Source organism: Klebsiella sp. PL-2018 (assembly GCF_019048985.1).
GTDB classification, from domain to species: Bacteria; Pseudomonadota; Gammaproteobacteria; order Enterobacterales; family Enterobacteriaceae; genus Klebsiella; species Klebsiella michiganensis.
The window spans coordinates 5,787,527-5,805,315 of sequence record NZ_CP077673.1 but is presented as its reverse complement, the minus strand read 5'-3'; the positions used below and the strand labels follow the sequence as shown (position 1 = coordinate 5,805,315).

17 protein-coding genes and 1 pseudogene are annotated in these 17,789 nt (G+C 59.3%); 12 read left to right on the top strand and 6 right to left on the bottom strand.

Annotation, left to right across the window (positions count from 1 at the left end):
- Nucleotides 1-54 precede the first annotated feature (54 nt).
- The 5 genes from MKleb_RS27415 (at nt 55) to MKleb_RS27395 (ending at nt 4,403) form a co-directional block, all read left to right on the top strand.
- The gene (locus MKleb_RS27415) at nt 55-1,677 is read left to right on the top strand and encodes an alpha-glucoside-specific PTS transporter subunit IIBC (protein ID WP_025107565.1); all 1,623 of its coding nucleotides are present in this window, start codon (nt 55-57) and stop codon (nt 1,675-1,677) included.
- Complete coding sequence (locus MKleb_RS27410; protein ID WP_025107566.1) at nt 1,674-2,996, top strand: 6-phospho-alpha-glucosidase; 1,323 nt, start codon at nt 1,674-1,676, stop codon at nt 2,994-2,996. The genes MKleb_RS27415 and MKleb_RS27410 overlap by 4 nt, the downstream gene beginning before the upstream one ends.
- Before the next feature lie 180 nt (nt 2,997-3,176).
- Nucleotides 3,177-3,524 (top strand): YidH family protein, encoded by a 348-nt coding sequence (locus MKleb_RS27405; protein ID WP_004855665.1) that lies wholly within the window; start codon nt 3,177-3,179, stop codon nt 3,522-3,524.
- Nucleotides 3,514-3,876, top strand: a complete 363-nt coding sequence (locus tag MKleb_RS27400; RefSeq protein ID WP_014227322.1) for a DUF202 domain-containing protein — start codon at nt 3,514-3,516, stop codon at nt 3,874-3,876. Before MKleb_RS27405 ends, MKleb_RS27400 begins: the two co-directional genes overlap by 11 nt.
- A complete protein-coding gene (locus MKleb_RS27395; protein WP_033837098.1) occupies nt 3,873-4,403 on the top strand; it encodes a radical SAM protein in 531 nt (176 codons plus the stop codon). Before MKleb_RS27400 ends, MKleb_RS27395 begins: the two co-directional genes overlap by 4 nt.
- 52 nt (nt 4,404-4,455) lie before the next feature.
- Here the strand turns inward: MKleb_RS27395 and dsdA are convergent, their stop codons facing one another.
- Both dsdA and dsdX read right to left on the bottom strand, forming a co-directional pair.
- A complete protein-coding gene (gene dsdA, locus MKleb_RS27390) occupies nt 4,456-5,784 on the bottom strand; it encodes a D-serine ammonia-lyase (RefSeq protein ID WP_014227321.1) in 1,329 nt (442 codons plus the stop codon).
- Between the two features lie 17 nt (nt 5,785-5,801).
- Nucleotides 5,802-7,139, bottom strand: a complete 1,338-nt coding sequence (gene dsdX / locus MKleb_RS27385) for a D-serine transporter DsdX (protein ID WP_004116631.1) — start codon at nt 7,137-7,139, stop codon at nt 5,802-5,804.
- A gap of 223 nt (nt 7,140-7,362) precedes the next feature.
- Between dsdX and dsdC the strand changes: the two are divergent.
- Nucleotides 7,363-8,291: pseudogene (gene dsdC / locus MKleb_RS27380) on the top strand (DNA-binding transcriptional regulator DsdC).
- 246 nt (nt 8,292-8,537) lie between these two features.
- On the opposite strand, the gene emrD reads toward dsdC, so the two are convergent.
- The 4 genes from emrD to tisB all read right to left on the bottom strand — a co-directional run bounded on the left by emrD (nt 8,538) and on the right by tisB (nt 11,411).
- The gene (emrD, locus tag MKleb_RS27375) at nt 8,538-9,722 is read right to left on the bottom strand and encodes a multidrug efflux MFS transporter EmrD (RefSeq protein WP_004855651.1); all 1,185 of its coding nucleotides are present in this window, start codon (nt 9,720-9,722) and stop codon (nt 8,538-8,540) included.
- 177 nt (nt 9,723-9,899) lie between these two features.
- Nucleotides 9,900-10,733: a DMT family transporter gene (locus MKleb_RS27370; RefSeq protein ID WP_014227319.1), complete on the bottom strand. Its 834-nt coding sequence runs from the start codon at nt 10,731-10,733 to the stop codon at nt 9,900-9,902.
- Nucleotides 10,734-10,803: 70 nt separating this feature from the next.
- Nucleotides 10,804-11,250, bottom strand: a complete 447-nt coding sequence (locus tag MKleb_RS27365) for a GNAT family N-acetyltransferase (RefSeq protein ID WP_004855646.1) — start codon at nt 11,248-11,250, stop codon at nt 10,804-10,806.
- A gap of 71 nt (nt 11,251-11,321) precedes the next feature.
- Nucleotides 11,322-11,411: a type I toxin-antitoxin system toxin TisB gene (tisB, locus tag MKleb_RS27360; protein ID WP_004107126.1), complete on the bottom strand. Its 90-nt coding sequence runs from the start codon at nt 11,409-11,411 to the stop codon at nt 11,322-11,324.
- Between the two features lie 580 nt (nt 11,412-11,991).
- On the opposite strand from tisB, the gene ivbL reads away from it, so the two are divergent.
- The 6 genes from ivbL to MKleb_RS27330 all read left to right on the top strand — a co-directional run bounded on the left by ivbL (nt 11,992) and on the right by MKleb_RS27330 (nt 17,776).
- Nucleotides 11,992-12,087: an ilvB operon leader peptide IvbL gene (ivbL, locus tag MKleb_RS27355; protein ID WP_004107123.1), complete on the top strand. Its 96-nt coding sequence runs from the start codon at nt 11,992-11,994 to the stop codon at nt 12,085-12,087.
- A 102-nt stretch (nt 12,088-12,189) separates the two neighbouring features.
- On the top strand, nt 12,190-13,878 hold the full coding sequence (ilvB, locus tag MKleb_RS27350; protein ID WP_025107569.1) for an acetolactate synthase large subunit: 1,689 nt from the start codon (nt 12,190-12,192) through the stop codon (nt 13,876-13,878).
- A gap of 3 nt (nt 13,879-13,881) precedes the next feature.
- Nucleotides 13,882-14,172, top strand: a complete 291-nt coding sequence (gene ilvN / locus MKleb_RS27345; protein ID WP_004855635.1) for an acetolactate synthase small subunit — start codon at nt 13,882-13,884, stop codon at nt 14,170-14,172.
- Between the two features lie 182 nt (nt 14,173-14,354).
- Nucleotides 14,355-14,948, top strand: coding sequence for a transcriptional regulator UhpA (gene uhpA, locus MKleb_RS27340; RefSeq protein ID WP_217076380.1), 594 nt, complete (start codon nt 14,355-14,357; stop codon nt 14,946-14,948).
- Nucleotides 14,949-14,965: 17 nt separating this feature from the next.
- The gene (gene uhpB / locus MKleb_RS27335; protein WP_162557350.1) at nt 14,966-16,447 is read left to right on the top strand and encodes a signal transduction histidine-protein kinase/phosphatase UhpB; all 1,482 of its coding nucleotides are present in this window, start codon (nt 14,966-14,968) and stop codon (nt 16,445-16,447) included.
- Nucleotides 16,448-16,456: 9 nt separating this feature from the next.
- Nucleotides 16,457-17,776, top strand: a complete 1,320-nt coding sequence (locus MKleb_RS27330) for an MFS transporter (protein WP_014227316.1) — start codon at nt 16,457-16,459, stop codon at nt 17,774-17,776.
- Nucleotides 17,777-17,789 lie beyond the last annotated feature (13 nt).

Genomic DNA, 17,789 nt, shown 5'->3' with positions numbered 1-17,789 from the left:
GTCGGGTATGGATAAGGCCACTCACCCTATGAGTTGTTATATGAGGATTTTCAAATGCTCAGTCAAATACAACGCTTTGGCGGCGCCATGTTTACCCCGGTTTTACTCTTTCCTTTCGCCGGGATCGTGGTGGGTATCGCCATTATGCTGCGCAACCCGATGTTCGTCGGGGAAGCGCTCACAGCACCCGATAGTTTATTTGCTCAGATCGTTCACATTGTTGAAGAGGGCGGCTGGACCGTCTTTCGTAATATGCCGCTGATTTTCGCCGTCGGTCTGCCGATCGGCCTGGCGAGGCAGGCCCAGGGCCGGGCCTGCCTGGCGGTACTGGTCAGCTTCCTCACCTGGAACTACTTCATCAACGCCATGGGGATGACCTGGGGCCACTTCTTCGGCGTCGATTTTTCCGTGGAGCCGACGCCAGGCAGCGGCCTGACGATGATGGCCGGGATTAAAACGCTCGATACCAGCATTATCGGCGCGATCGTTATCTCCGGACTGGTGACCGCCCTGCATAACCGCTACTTCGATAAACCGCTGCCGGTGTTTCTGGGGATTTTCCAGGGCTCCTCGTTTGTGGTGATTGTCGCCTTCCTGGCGATGATCCCCTGCGCCTGGCTGACCTTGCTGGGCTGGCCAAAAGTGCAGATGGGCATTGAATCGCTGCAGGCCTTCTTACGCTCGGCCGGGGCGCTGGGGGTCTGGGTCTATATTTTCCTCGAGCGCATTCTGATCCCGACCGGTTTACATCACTTTGTCTACGGACCGTTTATTTTCGGCCCGGCGGTAGTGGAAAGCGGTATTCAGGTTTACTGGGCGCAGCATTTACATGAGTTCAGCCAGAGTACCGAGGCGCTGAAAACTCTCTTCCCGGAAGGCGGATTCGCGCTGCACGGTAACTCGAAGGTCTTTGGTTCCGTGGGTATCGCGCTGGCGCTCTACTACACCGCCGCGCCGGAAAATCGCGTGAAAGTCGCCGGTCTGCTGATTCCCGCCACCTTGACCGCCGTACTGGTGGGAATAACCGAGCCGTTAGAGTTCACCTTCCTGTTTATCTCGCCGCTGCTGTTTGCCGTCCATGCGGTGCTGGCGGCCACTATGGCGACGGTGATGTATATCTGCGGCGTGGTAGGCAACTTTGGCGGCGGCCTGCTCGACCAGTTTCTGCCGCAAAACTGGATCCCCATGTTCCACAACCATGCCTCAATGATGTTTATCCAGATAGGCGTTGGCGTGTGCTTCACCGCGCTCTACTTCGTCATCTTCCGCACGTTGATTCTGCGCCTGACCCTGAAAACGCCGGGCCGCGAAGAGAGTGAAATTAAGCTCTATAGCAAAGCGGATTATCAGGCCGCGCGCGGCAAAACCAGCGCCGCGGGGGCTGCGGATACCAAACTGGGCCAGGCCGCCGGCTTCCTGCAGGCGCTGGGCGGAGCGGGCAATATCGAAAGCATTAATAACTGCGCCACCCGGCTGCGCATCGCGCTGGTCGATATGGCGAAGACGCAAAGCGACGACGTCTTTAAAGCGCTGGGCGCCCACGGCGTAGTCCGCCGCGGCAACGGAATTCAGGTCATCGTCGGCCTGCACGTCCCTCAGGTCCGCGACCAGCTGGAAACCCTCATCAAAGATTCTCTACAGACCGAACAAACCACCATGACGGAGGCAGTATCATGAAAAAATTCTCAGTTGTTATCGCAGGCGGCGGCAGTACCTTCACCCCGGGCATCGTGCTGATGCTGTTAGCGAACCAGGATCGCTTCCCGCTGCGGTCGCTGAAATTTTACGACAACGACGGCGCGCGTCAGGAGACCATCGCCGAGGCGTGCAAAGTGATCCTCAAAGAGCAGGCGCCGGAGATTGAATTCAGCTATACCACCGACCCGCAGGCGGCCTTTACCGACGTTGATTTCGTGATGGCGCATATCCGCGTGGGCAAATACCCGATGCGTGAAAAAGATGAAAAAATTCCGCTGCGCCACGGCGTGCTGGGGCAGGAAACCTGCGGCCCTGGCGGTATCGCCTACGGTATGCGCTCCATCGGCGGCGTCCTGGAGCTGGTGGACTATATGGAAAAATATTCGCCGAACGCCTGGATGCTGAACTACTCCAACCCGGCGGCCATTGTGGCGGAAGCGACCCGTCGCCTGCGTCCGAACGCCAGAATTCTCAACATTTGCGATATGCCGATCGGTATCGAAGGGCGGATGGCGCAAATCGTCGGCCTCAAGGACCGCAAGCAGATGCGCGTGCGCTACTATGGGCTGAACCACTTCGGCTGGTGGACCTCGATTGAAGATCTGCAGGGTAACGATCTGATGCCGAAACTGCGCGAACATGTGGCGAAATTCGGCTATGTTCCGCCATCAAACGATCCCCATACCGAGGCGAGCTGGAACGACACCTTCGCCAAGGCGAAGGACGTGCAGGCGCTGGATCCGGATACGATGCCGAATACTTACCTTAAGTATTATCTGTTCCCGGACTACGTCGTGGCGCACTCCAATCCGGAACGCACCCGCGCTAACGAGGTGATGGATCACCGTGAGAAAAACGTCTTTAGCGCCTGCCGGGCCATTATTGCTGCGGGCCACTCGTCCGCAGGCGATCTGGAAATTGACGAACACGCGTCCTACATCGTCGATCTGGCGGCGGCGATTGCCTTTAATACTCAGGAACGCATGCTGCTAATTGTGCCAAACAACGGGGCGATTCATAACTTTGACGCCGATGCGATGGTGGAAATTCCGTGCCTGGTTGGCCACAACGGACCGGAGCCGTTGACGGTAGGCGATATTCCCCACTTCCAGAAAGGGATGATGAGCCAGCAGGTTGCGGTGGAAAAACTGGTGGTGGATGCCTGGGAACAGCGCTCTTATCACAAGCTGTGGCAGGCCATTGCGCTGTCGAAAACCGTGCCGAGCGCATCCGTTGCGAAAGCGATTCTTGATGAGCTGATTGCGGCCAATAAAGCGTACTGGCCGGAACTGCATTAATCCTGCTGACCGGCAGCCACAGGGTGCCGGTTATTCATTTATCGGCCTGATAGCCCGACTTTATACGGTTATCAGGCCTGAGCTTCCTCTGAAACGGGGCGATTATTAATGCCCTCCGCTTTGGCAGTCAGGTAGAATCGGCGGTATTTTACGCAACCGGGAATCCATCAAGGAGTCATGATGAAAATATCCCGCCTTGGTGAAGCGCCGGATTACCGCTTCTCGCTGGCGAATGAACGTACCTTTCTGGCGTGGATCCGCACTTCGCTTGGCTTTTTAGCCGGTGGCGTCGGCCTGGACCAGCTGGCGCCGGATTTCGCTACGCCGCTGATTCGCGAAATTCTGGCGCTGCTGCTGTGCCTGTTTGCCGGCGGTCTGGCGATTTACGGCTATATACGCTGGCTGAGCAACGAAAAGGCGATGCGGCTGAAACAGGATCTTCCCTACACCCGCACGCTGCTGCTGATCAGTATTCTGCTGACCCTCGTCATCGTGGTGGTGATGGCGCTGGTGCTCTATGCCGGATAATCGCCGGGCGCGTCGCGAGAGCGATCCGGGCCTGCAGCCGGAGCGTACGTCGCTGGCCTGGTTTCGCACCCTTTTAGGCTATGGCGCGCTGCTGGCGCTGGCGATTAAGCACCACTGGCATCAGGCGGGGATCGCATTCTGGATTTCGCTGTGCATATTGCCGTTCGCCGCCCTTATCCTCTGGCGCTATACCCGCAGCCGCAATCTGATGAACGTTGAGCAAAGCGATTTTGCTCAGCCGCAGGCGGTTCGTGACAAATTTTTGATCGCATTCGCAGTACTTTCCCTGTCATTGTTGTTTGCTGTAACCCATATACGACAGGTGATTTTGTTTATTAAGGATATGACATGACAGGATGTCAGGCCGATTACGGTGACGATCGGCACTGCGGTAACTGCAAATCGCTGGCGAGCGATCTTCCGGTACAGGAAGTCATTATCGATCGTCAGGCGTGCCAACGCCCCGAGCGTGTCTACTATCAGCTGAGCGCTCAGGGAGCCGTGGCCATCAAGTTTATTCCCCATCTGCAACCTTCCGACGCCCGGCTGTGGGGGGATTTCCTCTGCGCGGTGTTTGCGATTTGGGTTAAAGAAGATGCTAACCGCATCGTCGTGCCGCTGTTTGAGGCCACGCTGCGCGCCTGGCGCGGCGAGTCGGTGCAGTATGCCAACAATCCGCCGGGGCCTGCCTGCGCGGGCTGCGCCTGGCTAAGATTATGCGGTGGGGGCTGCCCGCAGCTGCGTCTGGAGGATGGCTCCAATGCGCTATGCGAGGGTTACCGGCAGTTTTATAGCTGGAGCGCCCCCTATATGCGCGTTCTGCGCGATCTACTCAATCAGCACCGTTCGCCGGTTGAGCTTATGCATCTGCTGCGCTAAAAAATGGCGACGAAAGAAGCTTCGTCGCCATCGCGTTGACCTGACGGGAGGTTTACCGTCCTTTTGCCAGATACTGCGCCATCTCCTCTTCCGGCACCATGCCGCCGCCGGTTGCCCACACAAGGTGGGTCGCATTGCGCATCTGCCCGGCGGTGAAACCGTGCATCTGCTGATACGCCTGGCTGGCGCAGACCCGCTGCGGCCCGGCCATGCCGGCCAGCGCGGACGGCTCCAGGCGAATACCTTCTTCCTCGGCTAACCAACCCAGCATGTCGTACATTGTCTGGTCATCGAGAGAGTAGAACCCATCCAGCAGGCGCTCCATTGCCCTGCCAACGAAACCGGAAGCGCGGCCTACCGCCAGACCGTCCGCGGCGGTTAGATTATCAATTCCCAGATCCTGAACCGAAATCTGGTCATGCAGGCCGGTATAAACCCCCAGCAGCATGCAAGGGGAGTGGGTCGGTTCGGCGAAGAAGCAGTGGACGTTATCGCCAAACGCCAGCTTCAGGCCAAACGCCACGCCTCCGGGGCCGCCGCCAACGCCGCACGGCAGATAAACAAACAGCGGATGACTGGCGTCCACCACGCGCCCTTCGCGGGCAAACTGCGCTTTTAGCCGCTCGCCGGCCACGGAGTAGCCGAGGAACAGGGTGCGCGAGTTCTCATCATCGATAAAGAAGCAGTTCGGGTCGGACTCGGCGGCTTTACGCCCCTGCTCAACCGCCACGCCGTAATCCTCTTCGTACTCCACCACCGTCACGCCGTGGCTGCGCAGTTTGGCCTTTTTCCACGCTCTGGCGTCGGCGGACATATGGACCGTCACCTTGAAGCCGATGCGCGCGCTCATTATGCCAATCGACATCCCCAGGTTGCCGGTGGAGCCAACGGCGATGCTGTACTGGCTGAAGAACGTCCTGAACTCGGGGGTCAGCAGCTTGCGGTAGTCGTCGGCTGTGTTTAACAATCCCGCGTCGATCGCCAGTTTTTCCGCGTGGGTCAGGACTTCATAAATGCCGCCGCGGGCCTTAATCGAGCCGGAAATCGGCAGGTGGCTGTCTTTCTTCAGCAGCAGATCGCCAGCAATGGGCTGACGAAAGGTTTTTTCCAGCCGGGCCTTCATTGCCGGGATGGCCACCAGCTCGGATTCGATAATACCGCCGGTGGCGGCGGTTTCCGGAAAGGCTTCCGCCAGATAGGGCGCAAAACGATCGAGGCGGGCGTGGGCATCCTGAACGTCTTCTGTCGTCAGGCCAACGTAGGGTAACCCCTCCGCCAGCGACGTCGTTGACGGGTTAAACCAGGTGGTTTCTTTCAGGGCTATCAGCTCCTCCAGTAGAGGAAACTGGGCGAGTAAAGTGGTCATGTCAGCGTTTTTCATATTACGTCTCTTTGCGCTCAGATGATGAAAGAAAGCAGGAATGTACCGGCCAGTGCAAGCAGCGAAGCGATAAAGGTCGCCGTGGTATAGTATTTGAACGTTTCGTTAAGGCTTGCCCCGCAGTACTGCTTAACCAGCCAGAACAGGGAATCCGTCACGATAGTGCAGCCAATCGCGCCGGAGCCGATGGCGATAGCGATGATTTCAGGGCTCACGCCGGGATAGAGCGGCAGCATCGGCGCGACGATGGCGGTTGCGCCCATCATGGCGACGGTGGCGGAACCGACGGCGGCATGCAGAATCAGCGCCACCAGCCAGGCCAGCAGAATCGGGTGCATATCGAGGTTCGACAGAATCACCGCCAGCGTATCGGCCAGGCCGCTGGTTTTCAGAATGGCGTTAAAGGCCCCGCCTGCGCCGATAATCAGCAGGATATTGGCGATAGAACCGAAACAGTTTTCCGTATGCGTCAGCAGGGTGCTCATGCCCATATTCTGGCGGATACCCAGCACGTAGTAGGCCACAAAGACCGCGATAAACATGGCGGTGATCGGGTTGCCGATAAACTCCAGCAGCATATACAGCGTGCCGCCTTTGGTCATATTTAGTTCGGCGATGGTTTTGACCAGCATCAGGCCGATCGGCAGCAGCACCGTAAACAGGGTTGCGCCCAGCGACGGCAGGGTCTCTTCTTTGCGCACTTCGAGGTTGGCAAACTCAGCCGGCACCGCTTTAAACGGCAGGCGGTTGCCGAGCAGCCGCAGGAACAGCGGGCCGCCGACCAGCGAGGCCAGCAGGCCCACCAGCAGACCGTAAACGATCACCGTTCCGATATCCGCGCCCAGCTTGTTGGCGACGAACAGCGCAGCCGGATGCGGCGGCACCACGCAGTGCACCGCCATCAGCGCCGTACACAGCGGGATGGCCAGCTTCAGCAGCGACGTGTTGGTCTTTTTGGCAATGGAAAACGCCAGCGGAATCAGCAGCACCACGCCCACTTCAACGAACAGGGTGATCCCGCAAATCAGGCCCACCAGCACCATTATGACGTCAGCGGACAGCCAGCGGCAGCGCTGGAGCGTCAGGCCGATACGTTCCGCTGCGCCGGAGACCTCCATCATTTTGCCGAGAATCGTTCCCAGCCCAATCACCGCCGCAAGGAAGCCCAGCGTGCCGCCAATCCCGCTCTCAATGGCGTTAACCATATCCAGCGGGCTCATGCCCATCATGGCGCCGACGAAAAAGCTTGCCAGCAGTAGCGCCAGAAACGGGTGAAACTTCAGTTTGACGATAGTTAATACAATCAACACGATGCTGATCAGCAGCGTGCTCACAACCCAGATCTGAGATTCCATACCCCACCTCGCCTGTGAATAATCTATGGGTATTGAACAGAAAAACGGCACGCGCTGACAAACGATATAAACGGCCCTTCAGGTGAATTAGATTGAATCAAAAAGGTGATTTTGCTCTAAAATTGTCTGTTATGTGTGCTATGCATCACTTTTATTCATCTTTAACGCGCAGCTGGCGCGAAAAATTTCTTACACTCGGCGGGGAATAGTGAAGGAGTAAGAGATGGAGACGCTAAAAGAGTTAGGCACTCGCCTGCTTAACGGCTGGCAGCTATCGAAGCTGTATACCTTTGAAGTCGCCGCCCGGCATGAGTCGTTTGCGCTGGCGGCGGAGGAGCTGTCGCTGACGCCCAGCGCGGTGAGCCACCGTATCAATCAGCTGGAAGAAGAGCTGGGGATCCAGCTGTTTGTGCGCTCGCACCGCAAAGTAGAGCTGACGCATGAAGGTAAGCGGGTGTTCTGGGCGCTGAAGTCCTCGCTGGATAGCCTGAACCAGGAAATTCTGGATATTAAAAACCAGGAGCTGTCGGGGACGTTAACGGTCTATTCGCGCCCGTCCATCGCCCAGTGCTGGCTGGTTCCCGCGCTCGGCGATTTTACCCGCCGCTATCCGTCGATCTCGCTTACCGTGCTGACCGGCAACGATAACGTCAATATGCAGCGCGCGGGCATCGATCTGGCAATCTACTTCGATGATGCGCCTTCCTCGCAGCTGAGCCACCATTTTCTGATGGATGAGGCCATCGTACCGGTCTGCACGGCGGATTACGCGCGCCAGCATCAGCTACAGCAGAACCCCGGCAATCTTCGTCACTGTACGCTGCTGCACGATCGTCAGGCGTGGAGCAACGATTCCGGCACCGATGAGTGGTTCAGCTGGGCGCAGACATTTTGCGTAGATTTGCCGCAATCGTCGGGTATTGGCTTCGATCGTTCGGATTTAGCGGTGATTGCCGCGATGAATCACGTTGGCGTGGCGATGGGGCGTAAGCGGCTGGTGCAAAAGCGCCTGGAGAGCGGCGAGCTGATCGTACCGTTCGGCGAGATGACCCTGAAGTGCCATCAGCACTACTACGTGACGACCCTGCCGGCCGTCAGTGGCCGAAAATTGACGCCTTTATCCACTGGCTGCAGAGTCAGGCGCAATTATGATGACCGGCTTAGTTTCATCCCGGTGGCGCTGCGCTGACCGGGCTACGGGTTTACCTCCGTTTGCGGGCCGGTAGCCCGGACAGGCGCGTCAGGCGCCGCCTCCGGGAAATATGCCGGGGCTGATAATTCGCCACCGCTTCCCGGCTTGCGCTGCGCTTAGCCGGGCTACGGGTTCATCGGCGTCCGTCATTTTGTAGCCCGGGTAAGACGCCCCGCGTCGCGACCCGGGGAACCCGCAATGAAGCCTTAAACCGGCTGCTGGTGTTGATGAAAGCGCGACGCCAGCGGCAGCCAGCACAGCAGAATCAGCAATCCCATCAGCATCATCAGCAGGCCGAGGCTGCCCTGACCGGTTTGCGGCATCATCGCCGACAGCCACGCCAGCACGCCGGAACCGATATTCTGCAGCCCGCCCACCAGCGCCCCGGCGGTGCCGGCGAGGAACGGGAAGGGCTCCATCGCGCCGCTGGTTGCCAGCGGGAACAGCATCCCCGCGCCAAAAAAGAACAGCGCGGCGGGAACCAGCAGGGTCCAGACGGTCATCACGCCCAGCAGGCCAGGGATCCACATCAGCACCCCCGCCAGCAGGCAGCAAATCACCGACTGCCACATCAGCGTCGGGAAGCGTTTGTTCGGCCGGCCGGCAAACCAGGCGCCAAAGAACGCCGCCGGGATCGGCAGAATAAACAGAATGCTGACCGACATACTGCTCAGACCCAGTACCGCGCCCATCAGCACGCCGGAACAGGCTTCGAATACGGCAATGCCCGCCAGGCCGCCGATCAGCATCAGCAGATAGCAGTTGAACGCGCCGGTACCGAACAGCGTTTTATAGTTGGTGATGAGCCGGGTACGCGGCGCGCCGGTGGGCCGGGTTTCCGGCATCCAGCGCGCCATGCTGAAGGTGACACCAGCGCAAAGTACCAGCAGAAATACGAAGCAGGCCCGCCAGTTCCATAAGGTATCGAGAATGCCGCCAATCAGCGGCGCCAGCAGCGGGCTAACCAGAATCCCCATATTCAGCAGGCTATTGGCGTGCCTGAGCTGCGCCCCTTCATACAGATCGCGCGGCAGGGTTCGCGCCATCACGCCGCCGACGCCGGTACCCATCCCCTGCATTGCGCTGGCGGCAATCAGCACCGGCAGGCTATGGGTGGTAATGGCAACCAGCGTCGCCAGCATAAAAATGGACATTCCCACCAGGATCACCGGGCGGCGGCCAACGCGATCGGAGAGCGGGCCGTAGAAAAGCTGCGAGACGCCGTAGGTCAGCAGATAAGCGGCCATTACGCTCTGCACCGCGCCTTCGCGAACGTTGAGCGATATCGCCATATCGGCAATCGCCGGAATATAAATGGTCTGCGCCATCTGGCCTACGGCCACCAGCAGCACCAGCATCAACAACAAATTGAAGTTCTTATGCCGTTTCATGTCGATGAATACTTTGTATAAAGTTGGATATGAAGAATATGTGACTGGCACACCCGCTAAACGATGGAGGAATCTACCACATAAAAATGACAGAACAACCCTGTAAGGGGGGATTGTCGGGGATGTTCAGGCAGGTTTTGTAAACAACAATCGGCAACTAATGTTGCCATGTGTGGATTACGACAGCCGCAGCAGAATCGCCCCGGCGGCAATGCCGCAGGCGGCGGCGATGCGCAATGGAACTACCTTCTCTTTCAACAGGATAAACGCGATAACTGCGCCAAAAAGAATCGAGGTTTCGCGCAGGGCGGCCACCACCGCCAGCGGTGCCTGGGTCATTGCCCACAGCGCCAGGCCATAGGAGCCCATGGTACCGACGCCGCCGACCATGCCTTTCTTCCAGTGCTGGCGCAGATAGCGGCTGGCCTGCGGGCGTCGGGCAATCATCGCCCAGCCCAGCAGACAGAAGCCGTTCATAAAAAAGGTCCACAGGGTATAGCCCAGCGCGGTTTCTGAAAGCCGCACACCGGTTCCGTCAACCAGCGTGTAGCCCGCAATGAAGCAGGCGTTGATCAGCGCCAGTACGATACCCTGGCTCGAACTGGCGCGCCCGTTAAAGGCCATCGCCAGAATCGCCAGGCAGATGACGCCGATGCCCAGCCACGCCAGCGGGGAGAGAGTGTCGCCAAGAAAGGCGACGCTGATTATCGCCACCAGTAGCGGGGCGGTCCCGCGCATCAGCGGATAGGTCTGGCTCATATCCGAGACCTGATAGGTTTTTGCCACCAGCACCGTATACACCACCTGTAGCGCGCAGGAGACGGCAAGAAACGGCACGCTGGCGAGCGTGGGTTGGGGGGCAAAAGGGAGTAGAACCAGGGCGATGAGCGAGGCAGAGCCGCTAACGCCTACCGCTGCGTACATTTTATCGCCGCTGGCTTTAACGATAGCGTTCCAGCTGGCGTGAAGCAGGGCGGCGAACAGCAAAATACAGAATACGGTAATGGTCATTGCGGCCTGGCGCTGGGGAATAAATCGTCAACGGACTGTAACATGCGCACTCTTCAGCAGCCAGCGGCGGCTAGAGCGAACAGAACAGACGATGGGTGACCCGGGGTTCATCATATATCGGGCGAAATCCCAGATTTTCATAAAACGACCAGGCCGTTGACGGCGCATGGGTGTTGAGAAAATCAAAGCTGCTGCCGGAGTGGGTGATAACCGAGACCAGCAGCTGATGCCCGATCCCCTGCCGACGATGGCGCTCGGCGATATACAAATGGCGGATGCGACCAGCCCGCGGCTGCTGGCTAAAAGGATCGATGTTAAGCCCGCACACGCCGACCAGCTGCCCGTGCGCAAAAGCCCCCAGCAGCTTTTCTCCCGGCGCGTTAAAACGGTTTTCCCCGTTCTGCCAGTTCTCCGCCAGGCGACGCAGCATGTTCAGGTTTTGCGCCAGGCTTTCGGCGCGGAGTGCCGAAAAACCGGGTTCGTCCGGGGTGATAGCGGCGATCAACAACGGTGCCATAATTTTTCTCCGTCAGGTTAGCCTGTAGAGGGGCGGTTTCCCGCCCCTCTCAGGTGCGACTTGAACCTGAATCAGCGGAACTGCTTCAGGACTGCATCAAGTAGTTGCAACACGGCAACCATGAGTTTCAGGATCAGAACAACGATATCCACTCCGCCCATACGCGTCTCCTCTGGTTCAGGAGCACAACCGGCTGGCGTACCTTTCCGCCGCCTGTTGCCAGCCAGGGTATACCCGTCATATTCAGGCGCCACCTGCCGGTGGCGGACTCAATAATTCGGGGTATTTGTTGACGTAACACAGTGTGCTCTTCTGGGGTTAAGGCGCTGACGGCACCACCCGTTTCAGCCAGGACTTTTTTGCGCCGGTAAAAGTGCGGCCCCAGATTCCCCCTGCGTACCCCCTCAGTATAGAATGAATACTGTATATATGAACAGTATTTTTTGGACAAATTTGTATACGCGATCCATACTCTAAATCAGCAAAAACCGTCGTGAAAATTGCGCCTTCTTCCCCGATCGCGTATACTTTTTTCGTTGACGTAATACAGTGTGCTTGCGGCTACCAACCGTAAAAACACCGAACAGAAAACCTCGCCGCGGCGGGGTTTTTTGTTTTTATCCCGCCGCAAATTAATGTGATCTTCCGCGCAGTTTCTCCTGGTTGAAAATAAATCCATTGTGAAATGACAAAAGCTGTGTTTGTATAAATTCATTCCCTTTTTGAGACAACAGGTCCCTCATGAACGCTACCACGCTGACTTCGACCCTACTACTAACCGCGCCTGCCGCGGTGGTCGTCGTGTCTGTGGTGGTCGTCGTCGGCAACGCGCCGTAGGGTCCGGAACAACACGAATTCCAAACCCCGCCGGCGCAAACCGAGCGGGGTTTTTCGTTTCATGCCCCCCGGTAAGTCGGCCCAGAATAAAAGGACTGGAGCATGGCAAGTTCGGGCACAACATCACAAAAAATGCGCTTCACTGGCGCACAGTTAGTCGTTCATTTACTGGAGCGTCAGGGGATCACCACGGTCAGCGGCATTCCGGGCGGCTCCATCCTTCCGATTTACGATGCGTTAAGCCAAAGCACGCAGATCCGCCATATTCTGGCGCGTCACGAGCAGGGCGCGGGGTTTATTGCCCAGGGTATGGCGCGCACCGAGGGCAAACCGGCGGTGTGTATGGCCTGTAGCGGCCCGGGAGCCACTAACCTGATCACCGCTATCGCCGACGCCCGTCTGGATTCGATTCCGCTGGTGTGCATTACCGGCCAGGTTCCGGCCTCAATGATCGGCACCGACGCTTTCCAGGAAGTCGACACCTACGGTATCTCTATCCCCATCACGAAACATAACTATCTGGTACGCAACATTGCTGAGCTGCCGCAGGTGATAAGCGACGCGTTTCGCATCGCGCAGTCCGGGCGACCAGGGCCGGTGTGGATAGATATTCCTAAGGATGTTCAGGCCGCGACCATTGAGCTCGACGCCCTGCCGGAACCCGGCGCCCGCATGGCAGCCCCGGAATTCGATAGCGCCAGCGTGCGCGAAGCGGCGGCGATGATTAACGCCGCGCAGCGTCCGGTGCTCTATCTGGGTGGTGGGGTCATCAACGCCCCTGAGCAGATTCGCCAGCTGGCGGAAAAAGCCAACCTGCCAACCACCCAGACCCTGATGGCGCTGGGGATGCTGCCGAAAGCGCATCCGCTGTCGCTGGGCATGCTGGGGATGCACGGCGCGCGCAGTACCAATTTTATTTTGCAAGAGGCTGATTTATTGGTTGTTTTAGGCGCCCGTTTTGATGACCGGGCGATTGGTAAAACCGAGCAGTTCTGCCCGAACGCGAAAATTATCCACGTTGATATCGACCGCTCTGAGCTGGGTAAAATCAAACAGCCTCACGTGGCGATTCAGGGCGATGTTGGCGAAGTGCTGGCGCAGCTGATCCCGCAGGTCGAGGCGCAGCCGCGCAGCGAATGGCTGCAGCTGGTGGCCGATCTGCAGCGGGAGTTCCCCTGCACCATTCCGCAGGAGCAAGACCCGCTTACCCACTATGGCCTGATTAACGCCGTTGCCGCCTGCGTTGACGATGAGGCAATCGTGACTACCGACGTCGGCCAGCACCAGATGTGGGTCGCACAGGCGTATCCGCTCAACCGTCCGCGCCAGTGGCTGACCTCCGGCGGCCTCGGCACCATGGGCTTTGGTCTGCCTGCCGCGGTAGGCGCGGCGCTGGCTAACCCGCAGCGCAAGGTCATCTGCTTCTCCGGCGATGGCAGCCTGATGATGAACATTCAGGAAATGGCTACCGCGGCGGAAAATCAGCTGGACGTAAAAATCATCCTGATGAATAACGAAGCGCTGGGGCTGGTTCACCAGCAGCAGAGCCTGTTCTATAAGCAGGGCGTGTTCGCCGCGACCTATCCTGGCATGGTCAACTTTATGCAGATCGCCGCCGGTTTTGGTCTGCAAACCTGTGATTTAAATAACGAAGCCGATCCGCAGGCGGCGCTGCAGGCGATTATCGACCGCCCGGGTCCGGCGCTGATCCACGTGCGTATCGATGCCGAAGAAAAAGTGTATCCGATGGTACCGCCGGGTGCGGCCAATACTGAAATGGTGGGGGAATAAGCCATGCAACAAGCGACTCATGAAAACGTTATTCTACAGCTCACCGTGCGCAACCACCCTGGCGTGATGACCCACGTTTGCGGCCTGTTTGCCCGCCGCGCATTTAACGTGGAAGGCATTCTTTGTCTGCCGATCCCGGACAGCAACCAGAGCCGCATCTGGCTACTGGTCAACGACGATCAGCGCCTCGGGCAGATGATTAGCCAGATCGAAAAGCTGGAAGACGTTGAGAAGGTGGTGCGCAATCAGTCCGATCCCTCCATGTTCAGCAAAATCGCGGTGTTCTTCGAATAATCGCTCGCGGCTTGGACCGCTGCGCGCGATAAACAAAATCACTCAAGCCGCATCAGGGCGGCAAGTCTGAGAATCCCCCGGGAGCTGACTGAAGTCAGTGACTGGGGGGAACAGAGGCAGCTTGAAGGATGACGTTTATACCGTTAAGGTAAGCGCGTTTTTTATCCTCCCCAGGAATCGCCATGACCACAATCGCCCTTATTGACGATCATCTTATCGTCCGCTCCGGCTTTGCCCAGCTGCTGGGGCTGGAAGCCGATTTTCAGGTCGTCGCCGAATTCGGTTCCGGGCGCGAAGCGCTGGCGGGGCTGCCCGGCCGCGGCGTGCAGGTCTGTATCTGCGATATCTCGATGCCGGATATCTCCGGGCTTGAGCTGTTAAGCCAGCTACCGAAAGGGATGGCGATCGTGATGCTGTCGGTGCACGACAGCCCGGCGCTGGTGGAGCAGGCGCTGAACGCCGGCGCGCGCGGCTTTCTCTCCAAGCGCTGCAGCCCGGATGAGCTGATCGCCGCCGTCCGCACCGTGGCGGCCGGCGGCTGCTACCTGACGCCGGATATCGCCATGAAGCTGGCGGCCGGGCGACGGGACTCGCTCACCAAACGCGAACGCGAGGTGGCGGAAAAGCTGGCGCAGGGGATGGCGGTAAAAGAGATTGCCGCCGAGCTGGGCCTGTCGCCAAAAACCGTGCACGTTCATCGCGCCAATCTGCTGGAAAAGCTGGGCGTCAGCAACGACGTCGAGCTGGCGCGCCGCATGTTCGATAGTTGGCAATGAACGCCTTTCTCTCCCGGCTGCTCTCGGTTATCGGCTGTTGCTTTATCTTTTCCGCCGCGTGGTTTTGCCTGTGGAGCATCAGCCTGCACCTGGTGGAGCGTGCCGATCTTGCGGTGCTGCTTTTCCCCTTTGGCCTGCGTCTTGGCCTGATGCTGCAGTGTCCGCGCGGCTACTGGCCGGTTCTGCTGGGCGCTGAGTGGCTGCTGATCTTCTGGCTGACGCAGGAAGTGGCGCTGGCGCACCCGATAATATTGATGACCGGAAGTCTGTTGACCCTGCTGCCGGTGGCGCTGATTTCGCGCTATCGCCAGCAGCGTGACTGGCTCACCCTGCTGCGCCAGGGAGGGGCGCTGATCGCCGCTGCGCTGCTTCAGTCGCTGCCGTGGCTGCCGGAAGGCAAGGAGGGGCTGAACGCGCTGCTGCTGACCCTGACCGGCGGCCTGACGCTGGCGCCTACCTGCCTGGTTATCTGGCACTACCTTACCAGTACCGTCTGGCGGCCGCTGGGGCCATCGCTGGTCTCGCAGCCGGTAAACTGGCGCGGGCGGCATCTTATCTGGTATCTGCTGCTGTTCAGCGTCAGCCTCTGGCTCCAGCTGGGGCTGCCCGCCGAGCTCTCGCGATTTACGCCCTTCTGCCTGGCGCTGCCGATTATCGCCCTGGCCTGGCACTACGGCTGGCAGGGCGCGCTGATCGCGACCCTGATGAACGCCATCGCGCTGATTGCCAGCCAGAGCTGGCACGATCATCCGGTGGATTTGCTGCTTTCGCTGCTGGCGCAAAGCCTGACGGGCCTGCTGCTGGGCGCTGGCATTCAGCGGCTGCGCGAGCTGAATCAGTCGCTGCAAAACGAGCTGGTGCGTAACCAGCGGCTGGCGGAACGCCTGCTGGAAACCGAAGAGAGCGTGCGCCGCGAGGTGGCCCGCGAGCTGCACGATGATATCGGCCAGACCATCACCGCCATCCGTACTCAGGCGGGGATCGTCCAGCGTCTGGCGCCCAACAGCGCCAGCGTCAGGCAGAGCGGCCAGCTGATTGAGCAGCTTTCGCTCGGCGTCTATGATTCGGTGCGCCGCCTGCTGGGCCGCCTGCGCCCGCGCCAGCTGGACGATCTGACGCTTGAACAGGCGGTGCGTTCGCTGATGCGCGAAATGGAGCTGGAGGACCGCGGTATGGTCAGCCATCTGGCGTGGCGTATTGATGAGTCGCTGCTGAGCGAAAACCAGCGCGTCACCCTGTTCCGCGTCTGCCAGGAAGGGCTGAATAATATCGTCAAACACGCCAGCGCCAGCGCCGTCACGCTGCAGGGCTGGCAGCAGGAGCAGCGGCTGATGCTGGTGCTGGAGGACGACGGCTGCGGCCTGCCGCCGGGCTCCGGTCAGCAGGGCTTCGGCCTGACCGGCATGCGCGAGCGCGTCAGCGCGCTGGGCGGCACCTTAACCATCTCCTGCACCCACGGCACCCGCGTTTGCGTCAGCCTGCCGCTGCGCTACGCCTGAGGAGCGACGATGTTTGCCTTTTTGAAATCCCCGCCCGCTGCTCCGCCGATTACCGACAAACCGGCGCTGGACGCGCGCTACCGCTACTGGCGTCGGCATATTCTGCTGACCATCTGGCTGGGCTATGCGCTGTTTTATTTTACGCGTAAAAGCTTTAACGCCGCCGTGCCGGAAATCCTCGCCAGCAACGTGCTGACGCGCAGCGATATCGGCCTGCTGGCAACGCTGTTCTACATCACCTACGGGCTGTCGAAATTTTTCTCCGGTATCGTCAGCGACCGCTCTAACGCCCGCTATTTTATGGGCATCGGTTTGGTCGCTACCGGCGTGGTGAATATTCTGTTTGGCTTTTCCACTTCGCTGTGGGCCTTCGCGCTGCTGTGGGCGCTGAACGCCTTCTTCCAGGGCTGGGGCTCGCCGGTGTGCGCCCGTTTGCTGACGACCTGGTATTCGCGCACCGAACGCGGCGGCTGGTGGGCGCTGTGGAATACGGCGCATAACGTCGGCGGGGCGCTGATCCCGATGGTGGTTGGCGCGGCGGCGCTGCACTACGGTTGGCGAACGGGGATGATGATTGCCGGCATGCTGGCGATCCTCGCCGGGCTGTTTCTCTGCTGGCGGCTGCGCGACCGGCCGCAGGCGGTAGGGCTGCCCGCCGTAGGCGACTGGCGGCACGATGAACTGGAGATTGCCCAGCAGCAGGAAGGGGCTGGCCTGACCCGTAAAGAGATCCTCACCAAATACGTGCTGCTGAATCCCTATATCTGGCTGCTCTCGCTGTGCTACGTGCTGGTGTACGTGGTGCGCGCGGCGATTAACGACTGGGGCAACCTGTATATGTCGGAAACGCTCGGCGTCGATCTGGTCACGGCGAATTCGGCGGTCACCATGTTCGAGGTGGGCGGCTTTATCGGCGCGCTGGTGGCGGGCTGGGGCTCGGATAAACTGTTTAACGGCAACCGCGGGCCGATGAACCTGATTTTCGCCGCCGGTATTTTGCTGTCGGTGGGCGGCCTCTGGCTGATGCCGTTCGCCAGCTACGTGATGCAGGCGGCCTGCTTCTTCACGACCGGCTTTTTCGTTTTTGGCCCACAGATGCTGATCGGCATGGCGGCGGCGGAGTGCTCGCACAAAGAGGCGGCGGGGGCGGCAACCGGCTTTGTTGGCCTGTTTGCCTATCTTGGCGCATCGCTCTCCGGCTGGCCGCTGGCGCAGGTGATGGAAATCTGGCACTGGAGCGGTTTTTTCGTGGTTATCGCCATTGCCGCCGGTATTTCCGCCCTGCTGCTGCTGCCGTTTTTAAACGCCCAGGCGCCGCGAGAAGCGTGACCCACTTCACCTT